Origin of the sequence: Cellulomonas endophytica (assembly GCF_004123805.1) — a bacterium.
GTDB classification, from domain to species: domain Bacteria; phylum Actinomycetota; class Actinomycetes; order Actinomycetales; family Cellulomonadaceae; genus Cellulomonas; species Cellulomonas endophytica.
The window spans coordinates 1-25,289 of record NZ_RWJX01000014.1; the positions used below are offsets into that span (position 1 = coordinate 1).

A 25,289-nucleotide genomic window follows, 5' to 3' on the forward strand; every position below is an offset into this window, starting at 1 on the left:
AGAACGCCGTCCTGCTCTGCCTCCGTCACCACCACCTCGTCCACGAGGACCACCTGACGATCCGCCGCCTGCCACCGGACCTTGCCGACCCTGCCGACCCTGCCGACCCTGCCGCCGGCCGGCCTCGACGGCGCACCGCCGGGACGACCGGGGACCTCCTGCCCCAGGCCCGGTACGAGTTCCGCGGGCCCGACGGAGCTGCCGTCGGGCGCGCTCCCGGCACCACACCCGGCTACGCACCGCCGCCCCAGGCGGCACCCTCGTGCGGCTCGAACTCGGCGACCCCTGCCGATCGCGGCCTCCGCGCGGGCTCGCGATGGAGCGCGACCTCGGGCGCGACCTCGGGCAGCGGAACGGGAGCCGGGGGCCTGCAGGACAGAGAGCTCCGACACGCCGGCGACGGGACCTACGCGCTCTTCGCATGAGCAGCGGAGGCGGGCAGCGGCGGTCGAGGCTGTTCGCCGCACCTCGACGGCGCGGTGGCGGACCGAGGGCGAGGGGCGACCTCGGCGTGGTCGCGGATCGAGGTCGACGGCGACGAGCGGCCATGGCGCGGTGGCGCGGTGGCGCGGTGGCGCGGTGGCGCGGTGGCGCGGTGGCGCGGTGGCGCGAGCGATCGTCGGCGGCCCGTGCCTCGGCGACCGGACGTGGGCGCCGAGCCTCGCGCCACGCCCTTCGGCCGGGACCTCCTCGAGTCGGCTAGAACCACCGGCTGCGGCGGAGGGCTCGTCGTTCGGGGCCGAACCCGACCACGACGGCCACCGCCCCCGCGGCGAGGCCCAGGAGACCCAGGGCCAGGAGCAGCGCGTCGAAGCCGTGGAGGGCGATGAGCACGAGGACCCCGACGAACATCGCCGCGAAGAAGGCGGCGAGCACGACGGCCGCGGTGCGGGAGGACATGAGCAGCACCCTGCCAGCGCCGGCCGGTGAGCGCCGGACGGTCCGTCGGCCCGCCGTGAGCAGCGGCGCCGCGGCACCCTCTCGCAGCAGGGCGACGACCCTCCTCGGTGCGGTGCCACTGCAGGCGCGCGGGACGCTCCGCGTCACCGGCACGGCTCCGGGCGTGGCCCGCCTCGAGGCGGGGGCCGGCACCCGGTGGGGTGGCCCGCGAGTGCGGGCCGGCCCGGGTGCGGGGGCCTTCAGGGGCGGGGGCTGGCCGTGGGCGAGGCGGCGTCGGCGAGGCCGAGCTCGATGGTGAGCATGATGCTCGAGCCCGCGCGTCGGGTGGTCACCTGCCGCACGACGTCGACGGCGTCACGGAGGGCCGGGACCACCTCGGCGCAGACGGGGTCGGAGGCCTCGAGCGCCATGACGGCCCGGCGGACGCCCTCGCGCCGCAGGGCGCGCAGCGCCTCGGGCAGCACCGTCCCCAGGTCGGGCGAGCGCAGGCCCGGCCGGACGCCGAGGTCGACGAACGCCTCGTGCGGGCTGTGGTGGATGGTCCTGACCTCGACGTCGGCCAGGACCTCGGCCCGGTCGAGCACGGTCCCGTCGTACGGCATGACGATCGCCTCCTCGCGTCGCACCCGGTCCGCCCTGACCGGCTCCACCAGGGTCCACCCCGTGCCGCGGGCGACCGGGGACCAAGGTCCTGCGGGGTCGCTGTGCCCGCGCTGAGCCGGCAGCAGCGGTCGGGTGCGCGGCGCCGGGCGCCGGGCCGCACCATCGAGACGGAGGACGACGAGGCCGTCGCCCGCCCCCGGCCGGGCCCACCCGGTCGCGCCGACACGATCGGTCGAGGAGCGCTCCATGAACGTCCGTCGCGTACCCGTCATGGCCACCGAAGTGCTCGTGCAGTACCTGGGCCCGGCCCAGGTCGGCGATCCCCTCAGCCCCCACCGGACGCCGAGCGAGGTCGAGGAGGGCCGCGTCGCCGACCTCCAGACCCGCTACGAGCGCGTCGTCGGGCCGGACGGGGTCGCGTACCTCGTCGAGCGCCCCTGATCCGCGGAGGCGACGCGACGGGCGCCGGCCCCGCTCGACGGGCCGACCGGGCCCGGCACGGCGCCGCACGAGGACGGCGGCCGTCCCCACCCAGGGGGACGGCCGCCGTGCGCGGGCTCAGCGGGTGCTGAAGGCGGCGTCGAAGGCGGCCGTCGGCGGGTCGAAGGCCAGGCGGCGCACGAACTCCAGCGCCTCCGGTGCCCCGACGAGCCGGTCCATGCCGGCGTCCTCCCACTCCACGGAGATCGGGCCGTCGTAGCCGATCGTGTTGAGCATGCGGAAGCAGTCCTCCCACGGCACGTCCCCGTGGCCGGTGGAGACGAAGTCCCACCCGCGCCGCGGGTCGGCCCAGGGCAGGTGCGAGCCCATGCGGCCGTTGCGGCCGTTGCCCACCCGGCGCTTCGCGTCCTTGCAGTCCACGTGGTAGATCCGGTCCTTGAAGTCCCAGAGGAACCCGACCGGGTCCAGGTCCTGCCACACGAAGTGGCTGGGGTCCCAGTTGAGACCGAAGGCCTCCCGGTGCCCGATGGCCTCCATCGCCGCGACGGTCGTCCAGTAGTCGTAGGCGATCTCGCTCGGGTGGACCTCGTGCGCGAACCGCACGCCGACCTCGTCGAAGACGTCGAGGATCGGGTTCCAGCGGTCGGCGAAGTCGCGGTACCCCGCCGCGACGAGCTCCTCCGACGCAGGCGGGAACATCGCCACGTACTTCCAGATCGACGAGCCCGTGAAGCCCACGACGGTCTTCACCCCGAGGCGGGCCGCGGTGCGGGCGGTCAGCTTCATCTCCTCGGCGGCCCGCTGCCGGACGCCCTCGGGGTCCCCGTCACCCCAGACGACGTCCGGGAGCATGTCCCGGTGACGCTGGTCGATGGGGTCGTCGCAGACCGCCTGCCCCTTGAGGTGGTTGGAGATCGCGAACAGCTGCAGGCCGTGCTTCTCCAGCACGTCGAGCCGGTCCTGGATGTAGGCGTCGTCCTCGGCACCGCGCCAGACGTCGAGGTGGTCCCCCCAGCAGGCCACCTCGAGCCCGTCGTAGCCCCACTCGGACGCCAGCCGTGCGACCTCCTCGAACGGCAGGTCGGCCCACTGGCCCGTGAACAGCGTCACCGGTCGTGCCACGTCATGCGCTCCTCTCGTCGATGGTCCCGGCGGCGTCCCCGTCGGTCGTCGGGCCGCTCGGTCCGCTCGTCGTCCCGGGAGCCGGTGCCCGGTGGGCCGCTCCCCCGTCGACCGGCGTCCACGTGCTGCCCGCCGCGGCGCTGCGCTCGACGGCGTCGAGCACCCGCTGCACCTGCAGGCCGTCGTCGAACGAGGGCTCGGGCTGCGTGCCGTCGGCCAGCGCCCGGACGAGGTCGACGGCCTGGTGCACGAACCCGTGCTCGTAGCCCAGCCCGTGGCCGGCCGGCCACCAGGCGCCCACGTACGGGTGGTCGGGCTCCGTGACGACGATCCGCCGGAAGCCCGCGGTGCGGCCGGGCTCCGTCGCGTCGAACAGGTGCAGGACGTTCATGTCCTCGAAGTCGAACGCGATCGACCCCGCGGTGCCGTTGACCTCGAGCCGGATGGCGTTCTTGCGTCCCCACGCCATGCGGGTGGCCTCGAAGGTGGCGATCCCGCCGCCCGTCAGGCGGGCGAGGAAGGCGGTGGCGTCGTCGACGGTCACCGGGCCCGTGCCCGCCCCGCCCACGCCGTGCAGCGCCGACCCGCCCTCGGCCGGGTGCGGCCGCTCGTGCACGAACGTCTCCAGCAGGCCGCTGACGCCGGTCAGCCGCTGCCCGGTGACGAACTGCGCGAGGTCCACGGCGTGCGCGCCGATGTCCCCCAGCGCGCCCGACCCGGCCTTCTCCTTGTCCAGCCGCCAGCTCAGCGGGGCGGAGGGGTCGGCCAGCCAGTCCTGCAGGTACTGCGCGCGCACCTGCCGGACCTCGCCGATCCGCCCCTCCGCGACGAGCTGCCGCGCGAGGGCCACGGCCGGCACGCGCCGGTAGGTGAAGCCGACCATCGCCAGCACCCCGTGGGCGGCTGCGCGCCGCGCGGCGGCGGCCATCTCCTCCGCCTCCGCGACCGTGTTCGCCAGCGGCTTCTCGCACAGGACGTGCTTGCCGGCCTCCAGCGCCGCGACGGCGATCTCGGCGTGGGTGTCCCCCGGCGTGCACACGTCGACGAGATGCACGTCGTCACGGTCGAGGAGCCGGCGCCAGTCCGTCTCCCACCCCTCCCAGCCGAGCCGCTCGGCGGCGGCCCGGGCCGCCTCGGCGCGGCGCCCGGCGAGGACGACCATCCGCGGGGTGCGCGGCAGGTCGAAGAACCGCGGCGCCACGCGCCAGGCCTGGGAGTGCGCGGCGCCCATGAAGGCGTGGCCCACCATCCCGATCCCGAGGTCCGCCCCCGGTCCGGTCTCGCTCATCGCTGCCCCTCTCGTGCGGCCGCGGCTCAGGACTCGAAGGCCGACGGCAGGTACTTGTCCACGTTGTCCGCCGTCACGACGGGCGCGAACAGCTGGATCTCGCGGGGCACCTCGACCTCGACGAGGTCGCCGAGCGCCTTCTCCTGGACGAGCAGGCGCGCGAGGCGGATGCCGTCGGCGGCCTGCGTGGACGGGTAGACGACGGTCGCCTGGAGGACGGAGTCGCCGGCCTGGATCTGCTCCATGACCTGCTGCGAGCCGGCGCCGCCGACCATGATGAACTCGTCGCGCCCGGCCTCCTCGATGGCGGCGAGGACGCCGACGCCCTGGTCGTCGTCGTGGTTCCACAGGGCGTCGATCTGCGGCGCGGCCTGCAGGAGGTTCGCGGCGGCGGCCTGCCCGCCCTGGACGGTGAAGTCCGCGGCGACGCGGTTGGCGACCTCGAGGCCGCAGTCGCCCAGGGCGTCGGCGAAGCCCTGGCTGCGGTCCTGGGTCAGCGGCAGCGAGTCGATGCCGGCGATCTCCGCGACGACGGCGTCGGGCTGGTCGCCGAGCTGCTCGCAGACGTAGGTGCCGGCCGAGACGCCCATGCCGTAGTTGTCGCCGAGGATCGTCGTGCGGGCGGCGAAGGGGCTGGAGAACTCGCGGTCGACGTTGACGACCGTGATGCCGGCCTCCATCGCCTCCGTGGCGACCTCGGTGAGCGCGGCGCCGTCGAAGGGCAGCAGCACGATGGCGTCGACGCCGTCGTTGATGAACTGCTCGATCTGCGAGATCTGGACGTTGACGTCGTTCGTGCCCTCCGCGACGCGGAGCTCGACGTCCTCGTACTTGTCGGCCTCCGCGATGGCGCCGGTGGTGATGGCACCCATCCAGCCGTGGTCGGCGGCGGGGGCCGAGAAGCCGATGACGACGGTGTCGCCGGGCTCGTCGTTGGCGACGGCGGGCTGCGCCGGCGCCTGCTGGCCGGTGCCCGTCTCCTCCTCGGCGACGGGGGTGTTCGACGTGCAGGCGGCCAGGAGGCCGACGGCGACGAGCGCGGTGCCGGCGACGACGACCGGACGGCGGCGGGCGGGGCGGGCGGCGGTGCGGGCGGCGGTGCGGGCGGTGGTGCGAGCGGACATGGGAATCCTCCTTGACTCCGGGCGGTGCGGGACGGGTGGTGCGGACGTGGGTGGGACGGACGGGCGACGAGGGGTGGGGCGCTGCGTGGGCCGCTGTGCGGGCCGCTGTGTGTGCCGCCGCGTGGGCCGCAGGGGGCGCGCGGCTACGTGCGGGCCCTCGGGGTGCGGGTCGCCAGCCGCTGCTGGAGCAGGACGGCGACGACGATGATGAGCCCCTTGGCCACGGACTGGGCCGAGGTCGACAGGTTGTTCTGGATGAAGATGTTCGTGAGCGTCGTGAAGATGAGGACGCCGAGCACCGTGCCGACGATGGTGCCGCGGCCGCCGGCCAGCAGCGTGCCGCCGACGACGACCATCGCGATCGCGTCGAGCTCGTAGAGGGAGCCGTTGGTGGAGGACCCGGACGTGGTCCGCGCCAGCATCATCACTCCGGCGATCCCCGCGGTGAGGCCGGAGAGCGCGTACAGGTAGAGGGTGTGGCGCCGGACGCGGATGCCCGCCAGGCGGGCCGCCTCCGGGTTGCCGCCGACCGCCACCGTGCGCCGGCCGAAGGTGGTCCGGTTGAGCAGGAACCAGCCGGCGACGGCCACGGCGGCGAACAGCCAGATGGACACGGAGACCCCGAGCAGCTCGGCACGGAAGGTGTCGAGGAAGGAGTCGACCTCCACGATCTGGGTCCGGCGGTTCGCGATGATCTCCGCGATGCCCCGGGCGGCGACGAGCATCGCGAGGGTGGCGATGAACGCGACGACCTTCCCGTAGGCGATGAGCGCGCCGTTGATGACGCCGCACACCACCCCCACCGCCAGCGCGGTGAACACCATGACGATCCAGTGGAAGCTCTCGGTCATCGCCTGCGTGGCCAGGGTCGAGGCCCACACGGACGCCAGACCCAGGACGGATCCCACGGACAGGTCGATGCCGCCGCCGGTGATGACGAAGGTCATGCCCACGGCGAGCACGCCGTAGATGGCGGCCAGGCGCAGGATCGTCATGACGTTGTCGAGGGACGCGAACCGGTCCCCCGCGGTCACGACGCCGACGACGCCGAGCGCCACGAGGGCGATGACGAGGCCGAGGTTGCGGCCGAGGCCGCCGCCGGGCAGCCCCCGGCGCCCGGGGGCGGCGACGTGCCCGGCGCCCCCGGCGCCCCGCTCGAGCGGGGCGGGCCGATCCGGGTCGGGCGGCACGCCGCCGGCCGTCGCCAGCGACGGCGGGAGGGACTCGCTCACGCGGCACTTCCTTCCATGACGAGGTCGAGGACCCGGTGCTCGTCGATCTCGTCCGACGGACCGGTGTGCAGGACGCGCCCCTCGGCGACGACGAGCACGCGGTGGGAGAGACCGAGGACCTCCTCGATCTCGCTGGACACGACGACCACCGCGTTGCCGGCCTCGGCGAGCGCGTGGACGAGCGCGTAGATCTCGGCGCGGGCCCCGACGTCGACGCCGCGGGTGGGCTCGTCGAGCAGGAGGACGCGGCAGCCGTGCACGAGCCAGCGGGCGAGCATCGCCTTCTGCTGGTTGCCGCCGGACAGGGTCCGGATGGGCCGGTCGGGGTCGGAGGGGCGCAGCTCGAGCGCCGCGATCTGCTCGGCGGCGGCCCGGCGCTCGCCCCTCTCGTCGAGCACGGGGCCCGCCGCGAAGCGGGAGAAGGTCGACAGGGTGACGTTGCGGTAGACGGGCTCGTCGAGCAGCAGCCCCTGGCTCTTGCGCTCCTCCGGCGCCAGGCCGATCCCCGCCGAGACCGCCGCGGGCACGGAGCCCGGCCGCAGGGTCCGCCCGCCCACGCGCACCGACCCGGAGGTCGCGCGCCGGGCGCCGAAGACCGTCTCGAGGATCTCGGAGCGGCCGGACCCGACGAGGCCCGCGAGCCCGACGACCTCGCCGGCGCGCACCGTGAAGGACACGTCGGAGAAGGAGCCGCGCAGGCCGAGGCCCTCGACCTGGAGGACCTCCTCCGCGCCGGCCGCCACGGGCGTGCGCGCCGGGAAGACCTGGTCGACGGCCCGGCCCGTCATGAGCCGGATGAGCTCGCGCGTCGGGGTGTCGGCGACGGCGAGGTTCTCCGCGACCGTCCGCCCGTCCTTGAGGACGGTGATCCGGTCCCCGATCTGGCGGATCTCCTCGAGGCGGTGCGAGATGTAGAGGACGGCCACGCCCGCGGCGGTGAGGCCGCGGACCACGCGGAAGAGGTTGGCGACCTCCTCCGAGTCCAGGACCGCGGACGGCTCGTCCATGATGATGAGGCGGGCGTCGTGCGAGAGGGCGCGGGCCATGCTGACCACCTGCTTGCCGGCCGCGGAGAGCTCGCCGACCTCCTTCTGCGGGGAGATGTCGGCGTGGCCGAGCCGCGCGAGCACCTCCGCCACGCGTCGCCGCACCGTGCGGCGCTGGGTGACCCCCGCCGTCGCGAGCTCGTGCCCGAGGTAGACGTTCTCGGCGACGGTGAGGCCGTCGACGACGTCGAGCTCCTGGTACATCGTGGCGATGCCGGCGCGCAGCGCCGCGACCGGCGAGGTGAGGGTGAGCGGCTCGCCCGCCCACGTGATCTCCCCCGAGTCGGGGCGGTGGGCACCCGCGAGGACCTTGATGAGCGTGGACTTGCCCGCGCCGTTCTGGCCGAGCAGGCAGTGGACCTCGCCGGGGCGGACCTCGAGGTCCACGCCGTCGAGCGCCTTCGCGCCGGGGAAGTGCTTCACGATGCCCCGCATGACCAGCAGGGGTGCTCCGTCGCGGCCCCCCGGAGGGCGGGCGCCGTCGCCGTTCTGGACGTCTTCGACCATGCGAGGAACGTACCGGGCTTCTGCCCGCTGTCAAGCAAAAGTCGCGACCTCGAGGTCACGGTTAGCACCGCGCTCACCCGAAGGGCTGTGCTTCACTGCTGCCATGCAGGAGCTGACCCGGGTCGTCGTGCGTGCCCAGGGCACCGGCGAGCTCTTCCAGCTGCTGCGCGACGGCCGCCCCCGGACCCGTGCGGAGCTCGCGCAGCTCACGGGCCAGGCGCGCAGCACGATCGCCGCGCGCGTGGACGCCCTGCTCGCCTCCGGGCTCGTGCAGCCGGCCGGGGAGGCCTCCTCGACCGGCGGCCGCCCGCCCGCCACCTTCGCCTTCCGGCCCTCCGCCCGCGTCGTGCTCGCGGTCGACCTCGGCGCGAGCCACGCCCGGCTGGCCGTGACCGACCTCGCCGCCACCGTGCTGGCCGACCACCACGAGACGATCGCGATCGCGGCGGGGCCCGAGGTCGTCCTCGACCGGGTCGCGGCGCTGGGCGCGAAGCTCGTCGAGCAGGCCGGACGCTCGCCCGCGGACCTCGTGAGCGTCGGCGTCGGCCTGCCCGGGCCGGTCGACCACGCGCGGGGGCGCCCGACGAGCCCGCCGATCATGCCGGGCTGGGACGACTTCGACGTGCCGGGGCACCTGCACCGCCTCCTCGGCGTGCCCGTGCTCGTCGACAACGACGTCAACCTCATGGCGCTGGGCGAGCACGGCACGGAGTTCCCCGACGTCGACCACCTGCTCTTCGTCAAGGTCGCCACGGGCATCGGCGCGGGCGTCATCAGCGACGGCGGCATCCGCCGGGGGGCGCAGGGGGCCGCCGGCGACCTCGGGCACATCGCCGTGCCGGGCGCCGCGGACGTCCTGTGCCGCTGCGGCAACACCGGGTGCGTCGAGGCCGTCGCGAGCGGCCGGGCGGTGGCGGAGCGCCTGTCCGCCGCCGGCGTCCCGGCGACCTCGGCCACGGACGTCGTCGCGCGGGTCCGCGCCGGCGACGCCGCGGCGTCCGCCGCCGTCCGCGAGGCCGGCCGGACGCTCGGCGAGGTGCTCGCCACCTGCGTGAGCATGCTCAACCCCTCCGTCATCGTCGTCGGCGGCCCCTTCGCCGACGCGGGCGAGTACCTGCTCGCCGGCATCCGGGAGGTCGTCTACCGGCGGTCGCTGCCGCTGGCCACGCAGCACCTGCGGATCGTGGCGAGCCGGACCGGCGGCCGGGCGGGCGCCCTCGGCGCCAGCGTCATGGCGACGCAGCACGTCCTGTCCGCCGAGGCGATCGACGCGCTCCTCGCGTGAGCGGACGACGGGTACCGTCGGCCGGGGCCGGCGGGGACGCCGCCGCGCCCACCGGTGGAGCACGAGAGGTCGTCCCGGGACGACGGGCCCGTCGAGGACGAAGGGGACCGCTGTGAGACAGGCGCTGGTGGTGCGGGGCGGCTGGGAGGGCCACGCCCCGGTCGAGACCACCGACCTCTTCCTGCCCTTCCTGCGCGACCAGGGCTTCGACGTGCTCGTCGAGGACACCCTCGAGGTCTACGCCGACGCCGACACCATGGACCGCACGGACCTCGTGCTGCACAGCTGGACCCTCGGGGAGATCCTGCTCGACGAGCTGCGCGGTCTGCGCGACGCGGTCGCCGCCGGCACGGGCCTGGGCGGCTGGCACGGCGGGATCGTCGACGCCTTCCGGCAGTCCCCGGAGTACGCCCAGCTCGTCGGAGGCACGTTCGTCGCCCACCCCGGCGGGGTCGTCCCCCACACCGTGGACGTCGTGCCCGGGCGGGCCGACCACCCCGTCGTCGCCGGCCTCGCGAGCATCCCGCTGCGGTCCGAGCAGTACTGGGTCGCCACGGACCCCCTCGTCGACGTGCTCGCGACGACGACCCTGCACCCGGGCGCCGGCGACCCGTGGCACGAGCCCGTCGTCTGCCCGGCGGTCTGGACCCGGCGATGGGGCGCCGGACGGGTCTTCGTCAGCACGCCCGGTCACCACACCGCCGACCTCGAGGTCCCCGCGATCCGCACCATCGTGGAGCGCGGGCTGCTCTGGGCCGCCCGGCCGCGGCCCTGACGGCCCGTCCGACGACGAGAGGACGGGGGGCGACGGTGCCGCGGGACGACCACTTCTCCGAGGTGGTGTGGGACGACGAGGCGCCGGCCGCGCCCGCACCGCCCCCGTGGGCCCGTCCGGGACGCCGGCTGCCGCGCCCGCCGCGGTGGGCCCTCCTCGCGCTCGCCGGCGCGCTCGTCGCCACCGCGGGCGGCGCCCTCGGGCTCGACCGGCTCCAGGTGCTGCGCACGGACGCCCGCCTCGCCCGCACCGAGGGGCTCACGGTCGGGCTGGCCCGGCCCCTCGTCGCCGCGTGGGAGGCGGACGGCTGGGGGACCTACGGCGCCGAGGGCGACCTGCTCCTCGTGCAGGGCTTCGAGGGCCTCGTGGCGCTCGACGCGGCGACGGGCGAGACGCGCTGGTCGCTCGAGGGCTTCTGCCAGGGCGGCGGGTGGCCGTCGCCGCGGCTCCGGGGGGACGTCGCGCCGCTCGGCGACCACGTCCTGTGCCAGACGGAGCAGGTGTACGGCGACGAGGTGGCGCGCGCCCCCGCCCTCACGGTGCACGACGCGCGCACCGGTGCGCTGGTGCGCACGCTGCCCGTGCCGGCCGACGGCGGCTGGGACGCCGTGGGCGACCTCGTCGTCACCTTCGCCGCGGACGCCGAGCGCCACCTCCTGGTGACCGCGACCGAGCCGGCCACCGGCACGGTCGCGTGGACCTACCGGTCGGACGCGCCCACGGAGGCACCGGGCGGCTGGGCGTGGCCGGCGGGCCCGGACCGGGTCGTGCTCGACCTGTCCTCGCAGCAGGTGGTGCTCGACGCCGCCACGGGCGAGCCCGTCGACCCGGCCGAGGAGGACGCGGGCGTCGCGCCGTGGATCGACGCCGACCAGCCCCTGCCCGACGGCCGCCTGGCGCGCCTGCGCGTCGTCGAGGACGAGCCGCTCGTGCAGCTCGTCGACGCCGACGGGACCGTCCGGCGGAGCCTGCCCGGCCTCCTGCTCGCGCCCGGGGTCGACGACGGCACCGCCCCCGGGCTCGTCGTGGTCCGGGAGGGCCTGTCGGGCGGGGCGCCGCCGGGCGTCTCCGGCCTCGACGGCACCACGGGGGACGCCCGGTGGGCGGCGCCCGTGGCGGCGGCCCGCGCGGACGTCGTGCAGGGGGTGGTGCTGCTGGGGGGCGAGGAGGGCGGGGTCGTCGCCCTGGACGCGGCCGACGGGCGCCGGCTGTGGCCGGGCGACGACCCCGTCGCCGAGGACGGGGCCCCGGCGGCCGCCGTGCTGGGCGCCGCCACGGACGGGCGGTCCGTGCTGCTGCCCGAGCCCGGGACGGACGGCTCGCGCCTCGTCGCCCGGGACCTGCGCACCGGGCGCGAGCTGTGGGCGCTCCCCACCGCCGACCGCGACGCGGTGCTGCACCGGCTGCCCGACGGGTCGGTCCTGGTCTCCTCCGGCGGGCGCCTCACGCGCTACGTCCCGCCGGAGGGATGAGGACCCCCGGCCTGAGAGCCGCGCCGTCGCGGGCCCGACCCGACGTGCGGGCCCCGACGCGGCACCGCAGGCTGGGCGCCGTGCCGCCGACCCCTCCGCGCCGCCCGCCGTCCCGCACGCCCGTGACGCCCGTGACGCCCGTGACGCCCGCCACGGGCCCGACGGCCCGCGCGGCCGCCCCGCCGGCACGGCGCCGGTCGTCCGACGCCCCCCGCCGGCGCGTCGTCGTCGTCATCGGTGCGTCCAGCGGCATCGGGCGGGCCACGGCCCACCTCCTCGCCGCCCGCGGGGACGCCCTCGTCCTGGCGTCCCGCAGCGCCGAGGCCCTCGAGCAGGTCGCCCAGGAGTGCCGCGAGCGCGCCCCGCGCCGGCGCCCGGGCCGCCCGCCCGCCGACGCCGGCGGCGGTCCCGACGTCCTCGTCGTCCCGACGGACGTGTCCCGGCGGGACGCGGTCGAGCGGCTCGTCGAGCGGGCGTGGCTCGCGCACGGCCGGGTCGACGCGGTCGTGCACGCCCCGGCCGTCGTGGCCTACGGCCGGTTCCAAGAGGTGCCGGCCGAGGTCTTCGACCAGGTCATCAGCACGAACCTGCTCGGGACGGCGAACGTCGCCCGGGCCGCGCTCGCACGCTTCGGGCCGGCGCGGCACGGGCACCTCGTGCTCGTCGGGTCGCTGCTCGGGCAGATCGCCACGCCGTGGATGAGCTCCTACGTCACGTCCAAGTGGGGCGTCCACGGCCTCGCCCGGGTCCTGCAGGCGGAGGCGCGCTCGCTGCCGGGGGTCGACGTCTCCCTGCTGGTGCCCGGCGCGGTGGACACGCCCGTCTACGCGCAGGCCGCCTCCTACGCCGGCCGCATCGGCCGCCCGCCGCCCCCGGTGGACCCCCCGGAGAAGCACGCCCGCGCCGTCCTGCGGCTCCTCGACCGGCCGCGCCGGACGCTCTCCGTCGGACCGGCGAACGGCCCGGGCACGGCCGCGTTCCGCCTGCTGCCGGGCCTGTACGACCGGCTCGTCGGACCCGGCATGTCCGTCCTCGGGCTCTCGCGCCGGCGCGTCGGGCCGCACGCGGGCAACGTCTTCGGCCCCGTGCCGGCCGGCGAGGCGGTGCACGGGCGGTGGGGACGGCACTGGCTGCGCGGGGTGGGCGTGCTCGCCGCCGGGGCCGGCGTCGCCGCGGGTGCCGGGCCGGCCGTGCGGGCCTGGCGCGCGCTCACGGCCGCCGTCGACGGGGCCTGACGCCCGGGGCGCACCGGCGGCTCGGGACGACCCTCCTGAGAGCACCCCCACGGCGGCGCCGCGCGCGTGGCCACGGGCACGCCCCCGTGGGACGCTCGCGGCAGCGAGCGGAGAGGCGGTGACGGTGCGCGAGGACCACTTCTCGGAGGTCCTGTGGGACGACGAGGTCGTCGACGCCCCACCGGTCGCACCGCGCCGCCCGCTGCCCCGCCCGCCCCGGTGGCTGGTGCTCGCGCTGGCGGGCGTCGTCGCCTCGGGCGGCGTGGTCGCGCTCGCCGTCGACCGCGCGCACGAGCACGCGCTGGACCTGCGGCTGGCCGCCACACCCGGGCTCGTGCCCGACCTCGGGGACCCGCTGGTGACCGGGTGGTCCACCGACGGCTGGGGCGTGCTCGGCGCGGCCGGCGACGTGCTCGTCGTCCAGCGCAGCGGGGGCGTCTCGGGGATCGACGCCGCCACCGGCCGCGAGGTCTACCGGCGCGACGGCGGCTGCTCCACGACCCAGGGCACCACCTGGTGGGACTGGAGCGGGACGGAGGTGCCGGGCACGGGGCTGCTCGTGTGCCAGCGGGACGAGTTCGGCAGCGCGGAGGTCGCCCCCGTCGTCGAGCTGACGGTCGTCGACGCTGCCACCGGGCGCGAGCGGTCGCGGCTGGAGGCCCCCGCGCGCGAGGGGTGGTGGACGCTCGGCGACCAGCTGTTCGCCCTCGGCCGCGACGCCACGGGGCACCTGACGGCCCAGACGAACGACCTGCCGACGGGCCGGACCACGTGGTCCTGGCGCAGCCCCGTGCCGTACGCGCCGGGCACGGGCATCGCGACCTGGCCCGTCGGGCGCACCACCGTCGTGCTCGAGGTCGCCGGCCGCTCCACCGCCGTCGACGTGTCCACGGGCCGCGAGGTGGACGTCGACCCGGACGACGAGCACGACATCGGCGAGCCGCTCGTCCTGCGGGACGGCGGGACCGCGCAGGCCGTCCTGGGCGCCCGCGGCCTGCTGTCGGCCGTCGTCGTCGAGGACGCGGACGGCGGGGACCGCTTCCGCACGGACGGGGCGCTGCTCGTGCCCGAGGCCGACGACGGGTCGGCGCCGGGCCTGCTCCTCGTCGCGCACCACGACCCGGGCCGCTCCGACGGGCGGGACCTGGCCGCCCTCGACGCCGCCACGGGCGACGTGCGCTGGACCGCGGACCCCGAGGGCGGCCAGGTGGCGATCGTCCAGGGGGTCGTGCTCATCGCGACGAGCCGTGGCGTCGTCGGGCTCGACGCGACGGACGGGACCGAGCGCTGGTCCGTGGAGGACGCCGAGGCCGGCCGCGCCTGGGGCTTCGTCACGGACGGGCGGCGGGTCCTGCGCGTCGATGACGAGCCCCGCGGCGAGCGGCGCCTCGTGGCGCGCGACGTCCGCTCGGGCCACGAGGTCTGGTCCTCCCCCGTCGACGCCGCCGCGGGGTCCGCGCTCCAGCGCCGCGCGGACGGCAGCGTGGTGCTGTCGGGCGACCGGACCGTCACGCTGCTCGTGCCGCCCGGGGGTGCGCGGGAGGGCGGCGAGGACGGGCCGGCGAGCGTCCTCGAGGACGTGGCCGGGGGCGTGCCCGGTGCGTGAGGACCGCCTGGCCGCGGTCCTCTGGGACGACGAGCCGGTCGCCGAGCCCGCAGCCGCCGTACCCGAGGCCCGGTCCCCGGACCGGGGGGCGCACCGGGGTGCGGGCCGGACGTCCCGGGGGTCGTGGCGCCGCCGGGTCGCCGTCGTCGTCGCGCTCGTGCTGCTCGTCGGCGGCGGCGGGCTGCTCGTCGACCACCGGCGGGAGGCGACGCTCGCGGCGCGGCTGGCGGCGACCGACGGCCTGTCGGTCGACCTCGCCCGTCCGCTCGTGACGGCGTGGCGCACGACGGGCCGGTCGGTCGTCGCCGCCGGACCCGGCGGCTCCCTCGTCGTCCGCTCCGGCGAGGGGCTGGCGGGCGTGGACGCCGCGACCGGCGCCCGCACGTTCGCGCTGCCCGGCTCGTGCGTGGCCGCCACGGGCACCGGCGTCGCCCGCACCACCGTGCGCGAGGGCACCGGGCCCCTCGTGTGCCGCCGCGAGGACGAGGACCCCTTCCCCGGCGGGGCCCCCGAGGACCGGTCGCAGGACGCGCTCGGCGACGTGCCGCTCACGGTCCACGACCCCGCCACGGGCACGCTCCTGCGTACCGTGCGCCTGCCCGCCCGCGAGGGCTGGTGGGCGAGCGGGGACCGTCTCGTGGGGGTGGGCCGGGGGGCGGACGGGCACCGGGTCGTCACCGCGGCCGACCTCACCACCGGCGCGACCGTCTGGCGCTGGCGCACCCCGTCGGCCGCGTCCCCCAGCTCCTGGCTCTCCGCCCGCCGGCTGGACACGCGCACCCTGGTCCTGGAGGTCGGGGGCGAGACGACGGTCGTCGACCTCGAGGACGGCCGGGAGGTCGACGAGGACCTCGACGCCGAGCGTCCCCGGGGCACGCCCCTCGCCCTGCCCGACGGGACGACGGCCACGACGGTCGTGACCGCGCGCGGGCTGCGCCCCTCCGTCGTGGTGCACGACGCCGACGGCCGCGAGCGCCTGCGCCTCGCGGGCGACCTCCTCGTCCCCGAGGTCGACGACGGGTCCGCCCCGGGCCTGCTGCTCGTGCAGGGCGGCCGGGCCGACGAGGGCGTGCGCGCCGTCGACGCGACGACGGGTGAGGTCCGGTGGCGGGCCTCCGCGCGCGCCGGGCAGGCCGTCCTCGTGCAGGGCACCGTGCTGGCCGGCACGCGCGACGGGCTGGTCGCCCTCGACGCCGCCGACGGCCGCACCCTGTGGTCGGCGCGGGACGAGCGCGGCGTCGAGTCGTGGGGCTTCGTCACCGACGGCCGCCGGGTGCTGCGCGTGGACGCCCGGCTCGAGGGGCGGCGCCTCGTCGCGCGCGACGTCCGCTCCGGTCGCGAGGCCTGGGCCACGGCGCTGGAGGCCGCCCCGGAGGCGCTCCTGCAGCGCCGTGCCGACGGCACCGTCCTGCTGTCCGTCGACGACGAGGTGCGCCGCCTGGTCCCGCCGGCGTGACGCCGACGCAGCTCACGGGGACGGGGCCCCCGGGGACGGGGCCTCCGGGGACGTCGTCGGCGACGGCGCGGCCGACTACCCCACCGGGTCCAGGGCCGCGGTGACCGCCGCCTCGACGTGCAGGCGCGTCGTCGGGAAGACCGGCACGGGGCTGTCGCCCTCGCCGACGAGGAGCTCGATCTCCGTGCAGCCGAGCACCACGCCCTGGGCACCGGCCGCGACGAGCCGCTCGATCACGCCACGGTAGGCCTCACGGGACTCCGGGCGCACCACGCCGAGGCAGAGCTCGTCGTAGACGACCCGGTGCACCTCCGCGCGGTCGGCGGCGTCGGGCACGAGCACCCGCAGGCCGTGCGACGCCAGCCGGTCACGGTAGAAGTCCTGCTCCATCGTGAACGCCGTGCCGAGCAGCCCCACCGTGCCGAGGCCGGCGGCGCGGACGGCGGCCGCGGTGGTGTCCGCCAGGTGCAGCAGCGGGATCCCGACGGCCGCCTGCACCTGGTCCGCGACCTTGTGCATCGTGTTCGTGCACAGCAGGAGCAGGTCCGCGCCGCCGGCCTCGACGCCCCGCGCCACCTCCGCCAGCAGCTCCCCCGCCCGCTCCCACTCCCCCGCCACCTGGAGGCGCTCGACCTCCGCGAAGTCGACCGACGCCAGCAGGAGCCGGGCGGAGTGCAGCCCGCCCAGCCGCTCGCGCACGAGCTCGTTGGCCAGCCGGTAGTACACCGCGCTGGACTCCCAGCTCATCCCGCCCACCATCCCGATCGTCCGCATGCCTGTTTCCTACCCGGCGGGAGGCCGGGCCGCACCGCCTCTCGTCGGGCCGTCTCGCGCACTCCGCCTCGCTGCCGTCCGACCGACGCGCCTGTGGTCCTCCGGACGGCGCTCGGGGAGCGCACCCGCAGCGCGCCGGGTCTCCGCCGACCGTCCCGGCCCGACGACCGTCACCCCTTTCGTGATCGTCGTACCGCAACCGTGACCGCGTTCCCGCCCGCCGATCCCGACGGCTCCCTACTCTCCTGCCCAGGGGCCGCTCCGGTCCCCACCCGCAGATCAGGAGCCCGAGTGCCGCTCGTCCGCCGTCCGTCCACCCCCTCCCGGCCGACCCGCCGCCACCGGTCCCGCACGGGCGCGACCGCGCCGGGCCGGGCACTCCTGGCCGGCCTGGCCCTCCTCCTGGTGCCGGGCTGCGGCGCGACCCCCGGGACGACCTCCGAGGGGACCTCGGCCCCCGCGGCGACGGACGTCAGCGCCGCACCCTCCGCCGCGGAGAGCCCGGCGGCGACGACGACCGCGGTCCCGGCGTCCGCCGACGGCACAGGAGACGGCACGGGAGACGGCACGGCGGGTGCCACCGGCACCGCGGCGGGCTGGCCGGCGGGCGCCGGGGACGCGGTCGCGGTCTTCCTCGACGCGTGGCGGTCCGGCGACGGCGCGGTCCTCGCGACCTTCGACGGCGGGGACGGCGGCGTCGCGCTCGAGGGGGCCACCGCCCGGGCGACGACGGGCGCGGGCGAGTGCTCCCCCGAGCCCGGGACCGCCGGCAGCCCCGACGTGGTCGTGTGCGCGTTCGACGTCGAGGAGGGCGACCACTACGGGCTCGTCGTGCGGTTCAGCCCGCGCGCGGACGGCACCTGGTCCGCGTCGGGCGGGCCCAGCGGCTGGGGCTGACGGGCGGGCCTTCCGCGGACGCGCGCCGTGCCGCAGGATCGACCCATGCGCGTCCAGCGGATGGTCCACGTGCTCGACGCCCCCGACCTCCATGCCGAGAGCGCGTTCTGGGCGGCCCTCCTCGACGGCACGGTCGACGCCGAGGACGACTGGCACTCGGTGGTGGTCGACGGCGAGTGGCGGATGGGCTTCCAGCTCGCGCCGGACCACGTGCGCCCGGTCTGGCCGGACGGGCCCCAGCAGCAGCAGGTCCACCTCGACCTGTGGGTCGACGACTTCGCCGAGGCGCACCGCCGGGCCCTCGCGCTCGGCGCGACGCTGCTGAGGGCCGCGGAGGACCCGGAGACCACCGACGAGGTGTTCCAGGTGTACGCCGACCCCGCCGGCCACCCCTTCTGCCTGTGCCGCGGCCCTCTGCCGGCCGCGGGGGCGACCCCGTGACCCGCATCGCCATCGACGCCGCCACCGCGCTCCGCATCGTCGCGGACGGGGTCGTCGTCGCCGAGGGGCATGCTCTCGTCGCGCCGAAGGTCCTGCAGTCCCACGCGCTGTCGGCCCTGTACCGCGAGGTCCGGCGCGGTGAGCGGACGGCGCAGGAGGCGAAGGACCTGCTCGAGGGCCTGGCGGCGCTGAAGGTACGCCTCCTCGGCGACCGGGTCTCCCGCGCGGTCGCCTGGCAGGTGGCCGAGAGCCTGGGGTGGGAGGACACCTCCGCCGCGGAGTACGTCGCGGTCGCCCGGCTCCAGGCGGACGTCCTCGTGACCGTCGACGAGGCGCTGGCGCGCGCGGTCGAGGGCGTGGTGCCCACCGCCGCGTTCACGACGCTCACCACCCCGGCGTGAGCGCCCCGCCGGAGCCGACCCCGGCCGGACCCTGGCCCCGGCGCGGACCCGTCTCCTAGGCTCGTGGCCGTGCCCGGACACCGGATCTTCGCCACCCCGCTCGCCGCGATCCACCCGCACTACGTCGCGAAGGCGGAGCGCAGGGGCCGCACCCGGGACGAGGTCGACCAGGTCATCTGCTGGCTGACGGGCTACGACGCGGCCGGCCTCCAGGGGGCGTTGGACGCGCAGGTCGACCTCGAGACCTTCTTCGCGCAGGCCCCGGCGATGAACCCGAACGCCGCGCTCATCACCGGCCTCATCTGCGGGTACCGCGTCGAGGACATCGAGGACCCGCTGATGCAGCGGATCCGCTGGATGGACAAGCTCGTCGACGAGGTCGGCCGCGGCAAGAAGATGACGTCCATCCTCCGCGGCTCGACCCCCGTCAGCGCCTGAGCACCCTCGTCTCCGACACGATCACGGGACCGGTCCCTCGGCCCTGCCCCACGAGACGCCGCACCTGCGGTCGGACCCGCCTTTCCGGGTCTTGTCGCCGGTCCGGCACGGGCCTGCCGGACGGTCAGCGGGACCGCGTCGTGCGACGATCGCCGGCGTGAGGTTCTCCTTCCGCGGCCCCCGCCCCGAGCCGGAGGCACCGGTGCCTCCGGAGCACGGGCACGAGCACGACCACCCCGCGTGGTGCACGTGCAGCAGCGCGGAGGAGGATCGGCGCCGCATCGAGGAGCACGGCTGGCTCGTGGTCACGGTGCCGGCCGAGGACGAGGAGCCCTGGGACTTCCACTACACGGCCGGTCTGACGGCGAAGGACCTGCCGGAGCTGGTCGTGTACGGCCTTCCGGCGGAGGTGGCAGGGGCCGTGCTGAATGACCTCGCATCCGCCCTCGTCGGCGGCGCGACGATCGTGGACGGACAGCCTCTCGTCGAGCTCCTCGAGGGCCCCTTCCACCCGCAGCTGCGGACCGCCGTGCGTCGAAGGGCTCCCCTCGGCGTGGCGGAGGAGCAGTACGGCGACCAGGTGCGCGTGCGCCAGCTCGTGCTGCCCGACCGCGAGAACCGGATGCCGTGGGATCCCGACTTCGACGAATCGTTCTCGCAGCCCGTCCTCTACGCCTGGGCCCCCGTCCCGCCTCCTGGCCGCTGACGACCACGAAGCGCCTCACGGGCCGTCCGCAGTGCGCCGGGGCCGCCGCAGCGAGGGCGCTTCTCGTCGCCGCGCACGACCGTCGGCGATGTGTCGGTCCAGCTCGTCGCGGCCGATGACACTCCTCCCCGTGATGACCGCGTGGGCGAGCGACGGCAGCGCGAGCAACGGCCGGAGGTCGAGGGCGGGGTCGTCCTCGCGCGGGGACGACTCGAGCGAGAGCGAGTGGAGACGTCGCGAGGTGGGCGACCAGCCGCGGGTGTTCACCGTGCTGAGGGAGACCGGGAGTGACGCCCAGTCGACCTCGACGCGCCGCGACCCCCGGCCGTCGATCGCGTAACCCCTCAGCGACGCGGCGTCGAACGAGAAGCCGTCCACGCCGACCTCGAAGGCGCGCCGGAACCGTTCCCGGTCCCATGGCTGACGGACGTAGGCGATCCCTCCCATCGGGCCAGTGTCCTGCCCGTGCGGGGAGGCAGCGGGGAGGCTCCGTGACAAGGGGGCGTCAACGTCGGCGGGCGCCGCGTCAAGGACGCGTGAAGACCGGCTCCCCCGCGGCACGCGTGGGGTGGGGTCGGGGACGTGCTCACCACCTCCATCAAGCGGCTGTACGTCGGCCGCCCCCTGCGCAGCGACCGCCTCGGCGAGACGCTGCTGCCCAAGCGGATCGCGCTGCCGGTCTTCGCCAGCGACCCGCTGTCGTCGGTCGCCTACGCCACGCAGGAGATCCTGCTGGTCCTCGCCCTCGGCGGGTTGGCGTACCTCTACCTCGCGCCCTGGGTGGCGCTCGCGGTCGTCGTGCTGCTGGCGCTCGTCGTGGCGTCCTACCGGCAGGTCGTCCGGGCCTACCCCAGCGGCGGCGGCTCCTACGAGGTCGCCTCGCGCAACCTCGGGCCGACGGCGGGGCTCGTCGTCGCGGCGGCGCTCCTCGTCGACTACGTCATGACGGTGGCCGTGTCGGTGGCGGCGGGGGTCGACAACATCGTCTCGGCCGTGCCCGCGCTGCACCCGTACCGGGTGGTGGTCTGCGTCGGGCTCGTCGCGCTGCTCATGACGATGAACCTGCGCGGGGTGCGGGAGTCGGGCCGGGCGTTCGCCTGGCCGACGTACCTGTTCATCGCGGCCGTGCTCGTCATGGTCGCCGTCGGGCTGGGCCGGGCCGTCGCCGGGGACCCGCCCGTCGCGGAGTCGGCCGGGTGGACGGTGCGGCCCGAGCAGGTCGGGCTCACGGGGCTGGCGCTCGTGCTGCTGGCCCTGCGGGCCTTCGCGTCCGGGTGCACGGCGCTGACCGGCGTCGAGGCGATCTCCAACGGCGTGCCCTCCTTCCGCCCGCCGAAGCGCGAGAACGCCGCCCGCACCATGCTCGCGATGGGGCTCGTCGCCATCACGCTGTTCGCCGGGATCACCGCGCTGGCGCTCGTCGCGCACGTGCGGGTCGCCGAAGACACGTGCGCGCTCGTCGGGTTCCCGGGCGACTGCACGACGGACCCGCAGCGCACGGCCGTCGCGCAGCTCGCCGCGGCGGTGTTCGGCGCCGGGGGCGTGGGGTTCTACCTCGTCCAGGCCACGACCGCGCTGGTGCTGGTGCTCGCCGCCAACACGGCGTTCAACGGCTTCCCGATGCTCGGCGCTATCCTCGCCGACGACCGCTACCTGCCCCGCCAGCTCCACACGCGCGGCGACCGGCTCGCGTTCTCCAACGGCATCGTCGTGCTCGCCGCGGTCGCCGGCGGGCTCCTGTGGATGTTCGACGCCTCCGTCACCCGGCTCGTCCAGCTCTACATCCTCGGGGTGTTCACGTCCTTCACGGTCAGCCAGGTCGGGATGGTGCGGCACTGGGGCCGCGCGCTCGCCGCCCCGGGTCTGGTCGACGAGGACCGGCGCCGCCTGCGCCGCTCGCGCCGGGTGAACGCCGCCGGCGCGGTGGCGACCGGGCTCGTGCTCCTCGTCGTGCTCGTCACGAAGTTCACGCACGGCGCGTACCTCGTCGTCCTCGCCGTCCCGCTGCTCGTCCTGCTCATGCGGGCGATCCGCCGCCACTACGCCCGGGTCGCCGCCGAGCTCGAGCCCGCCCCCGGCGGGATCCCGCTGCCGCCGCGGGTGCACGCCGTCGTGCTCGTGTCGCAGCTGCACAGCCCGACGCTCCAGGCCCTGGCCTACGCGCGCGCCACGCGCCCGGACACGCTCACCGCCCTCACCGTGGCCATCACCCCCGACGAGGCCGACGCGCTGCGCCGCGCGTGGGCCGAGCGGGACGTCCCCGTGCCGCTGACGGTGCTCGACTCGCCCTTCCGCGACGTCACCGGTCCCGTCCTGGCGCACGTGGCCCGGCTGCGGGAGCAGCGGCCGGAGGACCTCGTCGTGGTCGTCGTGCCCGAGTACGTCGTGGGGCGCTGGTGGGAGGGGCTGCTGCACAACCAGAGCGCCCTGCGGCTCAAGGCCCGCCTGCTCTTCCAGCGGCGCGTCATGGTCGTCAGCGTCCCGTGGCAGCTCGCGTCGAGCCACGGGCAGGGGCACGGGCACGGGGACGGGCACGGGGGCGACGAGGGGCGCGGCCGGGCGGGACGTCGGCCCGAGCGCACGCCCGTCGCGGCGTCGACAGGGGCCGGGGGGACGAGCGGACCGGGCGGGACGGGCGGGCAGGGGACACTGCTGCCATGACGAGCCCCCGCGCGACGGCCGACGGACGGCTGGCGCGCACCGGCCGCCGCCGGGCCCTCGTCGCGTCCGTGGCCGCGGTGGTCGGCCTGGCCGTCCTCACCGCGGTGCTCGTCGCGGCCCGGCCGGCACCGTCGCTGCCCGTCGTCGTGCTGCTCTACCTCGTGCCGGTCGTGCTCGCGGCGGCGGCCGGGGGCACCGTCCCGGCGGCGGCGTCGGGGGTCGCGGCGGCGGTGCTCGTCAACTACTTCTTCGTCGAGCCGCTGCACACGCTGGAGATCGGCAGCCGGCAGGACGTGGTGACCCTCGCGGTCTACGTCGGCGTCGCGGTGGTGGTGGGCCTGGCCGTTGACGCGGCCGCCCGGTCCCGCACCACCGCCGCCCGGCGCGCGGTCGAGGCCGCGCTGCTGGCGCGGGCGAGCACGGGGCCGGTCGAGGAGGGGTCGCTCCCCCGGCTGCTGGGCCAGGTCGCGGAGGCCTACCGAATGAGCACGGTGGCGCTCCTCGAGGACGGGGCGGAGCGCGAGCGCGTGGGACCGCCACCCGCCGGCACCCCGACGCACGTCGTCGCCGCGGGCGGGGGCGTCGAGCTGCACGGCTGGGGGCCGCGCCTGTTCGCGGAGGACCGCGGGGCCCTGGAGCGGCTCGCCGCCGCCGCCGCCCGGGCGCTGGAGACGCAGCGGCTGGCGGCGGGTGCCGCACGGGCGGAGCGGCTCGCTCGGGTCGACGAGCTGCGGGCCGCGCTGCTCGGGGCCGTCGGGCACGACCTGCGCACCCCGCTGGCGGGCATCAAGGCCGCGGTCTCCGGGCTGCGGCAGCGGGACGTGGTGCTGTCCGAGCAGGACCGCGACGAGCTGCTCGCCACCGTCGAGGAGTCCGCCGACCGGCTCACCGGCGTCGTCGACAACCTGCTGTCCCTCAGCCGGCTGCGCGCCGGGGCGCTGGCCGTGGACCTCGCCCCGACGCCGCTCGACGCCGTCGTGGCGGCCGCCGTGCTCGGCACCGACACCGGCGGCGTCGCCGTCCTCGTCGACGTCCCCGACGACCTGCCGCCGGCCCGCGCGGACGCCGGCCTCCTCGAGCGCGTCGTCGCCAACCTCGTCTCGAACGCGTGCCGGGCGAGCCCGCCGACGTCCCCGGTGCGGGTCGAGGGCGCGAGCGCCGACGGCCGGGTGCTGCTGCGGGTCGTCGACCACGGCCCCGGCGTGCCCCCCGAGCGCCGGGAGGCGATGTTCGTGGCGTTCCAGCGGCTCGACGACACCACGGGCGACGGGCTCGGCCTCGGGCTGGCGGTCGCCCGGGGCTTCACGGAGGCGCAGGGCGGCACGCTCGTCGTCGGGGACACCCCCGGCGGCGGCCTCACCCTGACCGTCGAGCTGCCGGTGGCGGCATGACGCGCATCCTCGTCGTCGACGACGAGCGGCAGCTCGTGCGCGCGCTGCGGATCATGCTCGTCGCCCGCGGCTACGAGGTCGAGACCGCCGGCGACGCCCGGACGGCGCTGGCGCTGGCGGCCCGCACGCCGCCGGACCTCGCGGTCGTCGACCTCGGGCTGCCCGACGCCGACGGCCTCGAGGTGGTCCACGGCCTGCGCGGCTGGACGACGCTGCCGGTGCTCGTGCTGTCCGCCCGGGACGCGCAGGCGGCGAAGGTCGCCGCGCTCGACGCCGGCGCGGACGACTACGTGACGAAGCCGTTCGGGATGGACGAGCTGCTGGCCCGCGTCCGGGCGGCGCTGCGGCGCGCCGGGTCCTCCCCCGACGTGCCGGCGGTCCGCACGCCGGACTTCACCGTGGACCTGGCCGCCCGGCGCGTCACGACGGACGCCGGCGACGTCCGCCTCACCCCGACGGAGTGGCACCTGCTCGAGCTCCTCGTGCGCAGCCCCGGGCGTCTGGTCACCCAGCGCGAGCTCCTGCGGACCATCTGGGGGCCGGCGTACGAGACGGAGACGAACTACCTGCGCGTCCACCTGGCAAACCTGCGCCGCAAGCTCGAGCCGGAGCCGTCGCGGCCGCGCTACCTCGTCACGGAGGTCGGCATGGGCTACCGGTTCGAGGGTGCCGCGACGTCGGGCCCGACCGGGAGCGGCGGGGCGCCGCCCGGCTGACCCGGCACGCGCTCGAGCCGGGTCCACGTCGCCCAGCCGCGCTCGCGCATGAGGTCGAACATCCGCACCATCCGCGGGTCGGTCTCCAGCGCCAGCGCGTCGAGCAGGTCGAAGGCGGCAGGGTCCTGCGCCCCGCCGAGCGGGTCGTCCCCGCCGGCGGCCACGGCCTCCTCCGCCAGGCCGGCCATGAGGTCGGCCGCCTCCACCAGCAGCGCGTCGTCGATCTCCTCCCCGTCGGCGAGCTGGGAGAGCACCCGGTAGAGCCGGACGACCTGCGGGTCCTCCAGGGAGGCGAGCTTGCCCGGCATCCACGTGAGCACCTGCTCGGGGAAGCGGGCGGCGACGAGGATCCAGCCGTCGCGCTCCCCCTCGAGCACGCGGCCCGAGACGCCCAGGGCGCGCAGGGCGTCGAGGTACGCGACGACCTCGGGCGGCAGGACGAGCGCGTCGCCGGCGGCGAGCCGGGCGATCTGGGCCCGGCTGCGCTCGAGGCGGCGCACCTCCTCGCGCAGCCGGGCGTCGATGCGGCGGACCGCGGCGGCGAACGTCTCCTCGTCGGCCTCCAGCAGCGGGGCGATCTCCGACAGCGGGACGCCGGCCTCCGTCAGGGTGCGGATCCGCACGAGCGCGACGACCGCCTTCGCGCCGTACCGCCGGTACCCCGACGGGTCCCGGTCGGGCTCGGGCAGCAGCCCGATCTGGTGGTAGTGGCGCACGGCGCGGACGGTCACCCCCGCGTAGGCCGCCAGCTGTCCGATGGTCAGCACGGTCC

General features: G+C 76.6%; 25 protein-coding genes. 15 read left to right on the forward strand and 10 right to left on the reverse strand.

Annotation, left to right across the window (positions count from 1 at the left end; all coding sequences use genetic code 11):
- Positions 1–699 precede the first annotated feature (699 nt).
- Both EJA20_RS06085 and EJA20_RS06090 read right to left on the reverse strand, forming a co-directional pair.
- Entirely contained in the window at positions 700–900 is a 201-nt protein-coding gene (locus EJA20_RS06085; protein WP_129337276.1) for a hypothetical protein, read from the reverse strand.
- A gap of 239 nt (positions 901–1,139) precedes the next feature.
- On the reverse strand, positions 1,140–1,502 hold the full coding sequence (locus tag EJA20_RS06090; protein ID WP_129337277.1) for a hypothetical protein: 363 nt from the start codon (positions 1,500–1,502) through the stop codon (positions 1,140–1,142).
- A 247-nt stretch (positions 1,503–1,749) separates the two neighbouring features.
- Between EJA20_RS06090 and EJA20_RS06095 the strand changes: the two genes are divergently transcribed.
- On the forward strand, positions 1,750–1,944 hold the full coding sequence (locus tag EJA20_RS06095; RefSeq protein WP_129337278.1) for a hypothetical protein: 195 nt from the start codon (positions 1,750–1,752) through the stop codon (positions 1,942–1,944).
- A gap of 117 nt (positions 1,945–2,061) precedes the next feature.
- Here EJA20_RS06095 and EJA20_RS06100 read toward each other — a convergent pair whose 3' ends face one another.
- The 5 genes from EJA20_RS06100 to EJA20_RS06120 all read right to left on the reverse strand — a co-directional run bounded on the left by EJA20_RS06100 (position 2,062) and on the right by EJA20_RS06120 (position 8,191).
- Complete coding sequence (locus tag EJA20_RS06100) at positions 2,062–3,066, reverse strand: sugar phosphate isomerase/epimerase family protein (RefSeq protein ID WP_129337279.1); 1,005 nt, start codon at positions 3,064–3,066, stop codon at positions 2,062–2,064.
- A gap of 1 nt (position 3,067) precedes the next feature.
- Entirely contained in the window at positions 3,068–4,354 is a 1,287-nt protein-coding gene (locus EJA20_RS06105; RefSeq protein ID WP_129337280.1) for a Gfo/Idh/MocA family protein, read from the reverse strand.
- A gap of 26 nt (positions 4,355–4,380) precedes the next feature.
- Positions 4,381–5,478 (reverse strand): substrate-binding domain-containing protein, encoded by a 1,098-nt coding sequence (locus EJA20_RS06110; protein WP_129337281.1) that lies wholly within the window; start codon positions 5,476–5,478, stop codon positions 4,381–4,383.
- 143 nt (positions 5,479–5,621) lie between these two features.
- Complete coding sequence (locus tag EJA20_RS06115; protein WP_129337282.1) at positions 5,622–6,710, reverse strand: ABC transporter permease; 1,089 nt, start codon at positions 6,708–6,710, stop codon at positions 5,622–5,624.
- On the reverse strand, positions 6,707–8,191 hold the full coding sequence (locus tag EJA20_RS06120) for a sugar ABC transporter ATP-binding protein (protein WP_240675118.1): 1,485 nt from the start codon (positions 8,189–8,191) through the stop codon (positions 6,707–6,709). Before EJA20_RS06120 ends, EJA20_RS06115 begins: the two co-directional genes overlap by 4 nt.
- Positions 8,192–8,366: 175 nt before the next feature.
- Between EJA20_RS06120 and EJA20_RS06125 the strand changes: the two genes are divergently transcribed.
- The 6 genes from EJA20_RS06125 (at position 8,367) to EJA20_RS06150 (ending at position 16,092) form a co-directional block, all read left to right on the forward strand.
- A complete protein-coding gene (locus EJA20_RS06125; protein WP_129337283.1) occupies positions 8,367–9,548 on the forward strand; it encodes an ROK family transcriptional regulator in 1,182 nt (393 codons plus the stop codon).
- Between the two features lie 112 nt (positions 9,549–9,660).
- Positions 9,661–10,323, forward strand: coding sequence for a ThuA domain-containing protein (locus EJA20_RS06130; protein WP_205687391.1), 663 nt, complete (start codon positions 9,661–9,663; stop codon positions 10,321–10,323).
- Positions 10,324–10,358: 35 nt separating this feature from the next.
- Complete coding sequence (locus EJA20_RS06135; protein ID WP_164983851.1) at positions 10,359–11,795, forward strand: outer membrane protein assembly factor BamB family protein; 1,437 nt, start codon at positions 10,359–10,361, stop codon at positions 11,793–11,795.
- A gap of 80 nt (positions 11,796–11,875) precedes the next feature.
- Positions 11,876–13,030, forward strand: coding sequence for an SDR family NAD(P)-dependent oxidoreductase (locus tag EJA20_RS06140; RefSeq protein WP_205687392.1), 1,155 nt, complete (start codon positions 11,876–11,878; stop codon positions 13,028–13,030).
- A gap of 118 nt (positions 13,031–13,148) precedes the next feature.
- Positions 13,149–14,636, forward strand: coding sequence for an outer membrane protein assembly factor BamB family protein (locus tag EJA20_RS06145; protein WP_129337286.1), 1,488 nt, complete (start codon positions 13,149–13,151; stop codon positions 14,634–14,636).
- Positions 14,629–16,092, forward strand: coding sequence for an outer membrane protein assembly factor BamB family protein (locus EJA20_RS06150; RefSeq protein ID WP_164983852.1), 1,464 nt, complete (start codon positions 14,629–14,631; stop codon positions 16,090–16,092). Before EJA20_RS06145 ends, EJA20_RS06150 begins: the two co-directional genes overlap by 8 nt.
- Positions 16,093–16,167: 75 nt before the next feature.
- Here the strand turns inward: EJA20_RS06150 and EJA20_RS06155 are convergent, their stop codons facing one another.
- A complete protein-coding gene (locus EJA20_RS06155) occupies positions 16,168–16,866 on the reverse strand; it encodes an aspartate/glutamate racemase family protein (RefSeq protein ID WP_129337288.1) in 699 nt (232 codons plus the stop codon).
- 291 nt (positions 16,867–17,157) lie between these two features.
- On the opposite strand from EJA20_RS06155, the gene EJA20_RS06160 reads away from it, so the two are divergent.
- The 5 genes from EJA20_RS06160 to EJA20_RS06180 all read left to right on the forward strand — a co-directional run bounded on the left by EJA20_RS06160 (position 17,158) and on the right by EJA20_RS06180 (position 19,749).
- Positions 17,158–17,763, forward strand: a complete 606-nt coding sequence (locus EJA20_RS06160) for a hypothetical protein (RefSeq protein ID WP_129337289.1) — start codon at positions 17,158–17,160, stop codon at positions 17,761–17,763.
- Positions 17,764–17,808: 45 nt separating this feature from the next.
- Positions 17,809–18,204, forward strand: coding sequence for a VOC family protein (locus EJA20_RS06165; RefSeq protein WP_129337290.1), 396 nt, complete (start codon positions 17,809–17,811; stop codon positions 18,202–18,204).
- Positions 18,201–18,605 carry a PIN domain-containing protein gene (locus EJA20_RS06170; RefSeq protein WP_129337291.1) on the forward strand — a complete coding sequence of 135 codons (405 nt, stop codon included), beginning with the start codon at positions 18,201–18,203 and terminating at the stop codon, positions 18,603–18,605. The genes EJA20_RS06165 and EJA20_RS06170 overlap by 4 nt, the downstream gene beginning before the upstream one ends.
- Before the next feature lie 69 nt (positions 18,606–18,674).
- Positions 18,675–19,043, forward strand: coding sequence for a DUF2200 domain-containing protein (locus EJA20_RS06175; protein WP_129337292.1), 369 nt, complete (start codon positions 18,675–18,677; stop codon positions 19,041–19,043).
- A 157-nt stretch (positions 19,044–19,200) separates the two neighbouring features.
- Positions 19,201–19,749 carry a DUF4262 domain-containing protein gene (locus EJA20_RS06180; protein ID WP_205687393.1) on the forward strand — a complete coding sequence of 183 codons (549 nt, stop codon included), beginning with the start codon at positions 19,201–19,203 and terminating at the stop codon, positions 19,747–19,749.
- 15 nt (positions 19,750–19,764) lie between these two features.
- Here EJA20_RS06180 and EJA20_RS06185 read toward each other — a convergent pair whose 3' ends face one another.
- Positions 19,765–20,196: a hypothetical protein gene (locus EJA20_RS06185; RefSeq protein WP_129337293.1), complete on the reverse strand. Its 432-nt coding sequence runs from the start codon at positions 20,194–20,196 to the stop codon at positions 19,765–19,767.
- Positions 20,197–20,331: 135 nt separating this feature from the next.
- Between EJA20_RS06185 and EJA20_RS06190 the strand changes: the two genes are divergently transcribed.
- Genes EJA20_RS06190 through EJA20_RS06200 form a run of 3 tightly spaced genes read left to right on the forward strand, consistent with a single transcriptional unit; the run spans position 20,332 to position 24,517 of the window.
- Positions 20,332–22,410, forward strand: a complete 2,079-nt coding sequence (locus EJA20_RS06190) for an APC family permease (RefSeq protein WP_129337294.1) — start codon at positions 20,332–20,334, stop codon at positions 22,408–22,410.
- A complete protein-coding gene (locus tag EJA20_RS06195) occupies positions 22,407–23,801 on the forward strand; it encodes a sensor histidine kinase (protein WP_129337295.1) in 1,395 nt (464 codons plus the stop codon). Before EJA20_RS06190 ends, EJA20_RS06195 begins: the two co-directional genes overlap by 4 nt.
- Positions 23,798–24,517 (forward strand): response regulator, encoded by a 720-nt coding sequence (locus EJA20_RS06200; protein ID WP_129337296.1) that lies wholly within the window; start codon positions 23,798–23,800, stop codon positions 24,515–24,517. The genes EJA20_RS06195 and EJA20_RS06200 overlap by 4 nt, the downstream gene beginning before the upstream one ends.
- Here EJA20_RS06200 and EJA20_RS06205 read toward each other — a convergent pair.
- Positions 24,454–25,284: a MerR family transcriptional regulator gene (locus EJA20_RS06205; protein ID WP_129337297.1), complete on the reverse strand. Its 831-nt coding sequence runs from the start codon at positions 25,282–25,284 to the stop codon at positions 24,454–24,456. The two genes, EJA20_RS06200 and EJA20_RS06205, sit on opposite strands and share 64 nt — an antisense overlap.
- Between the last annotated feature and the right edge of the window lie 5 nt (positions 25,285–25,289).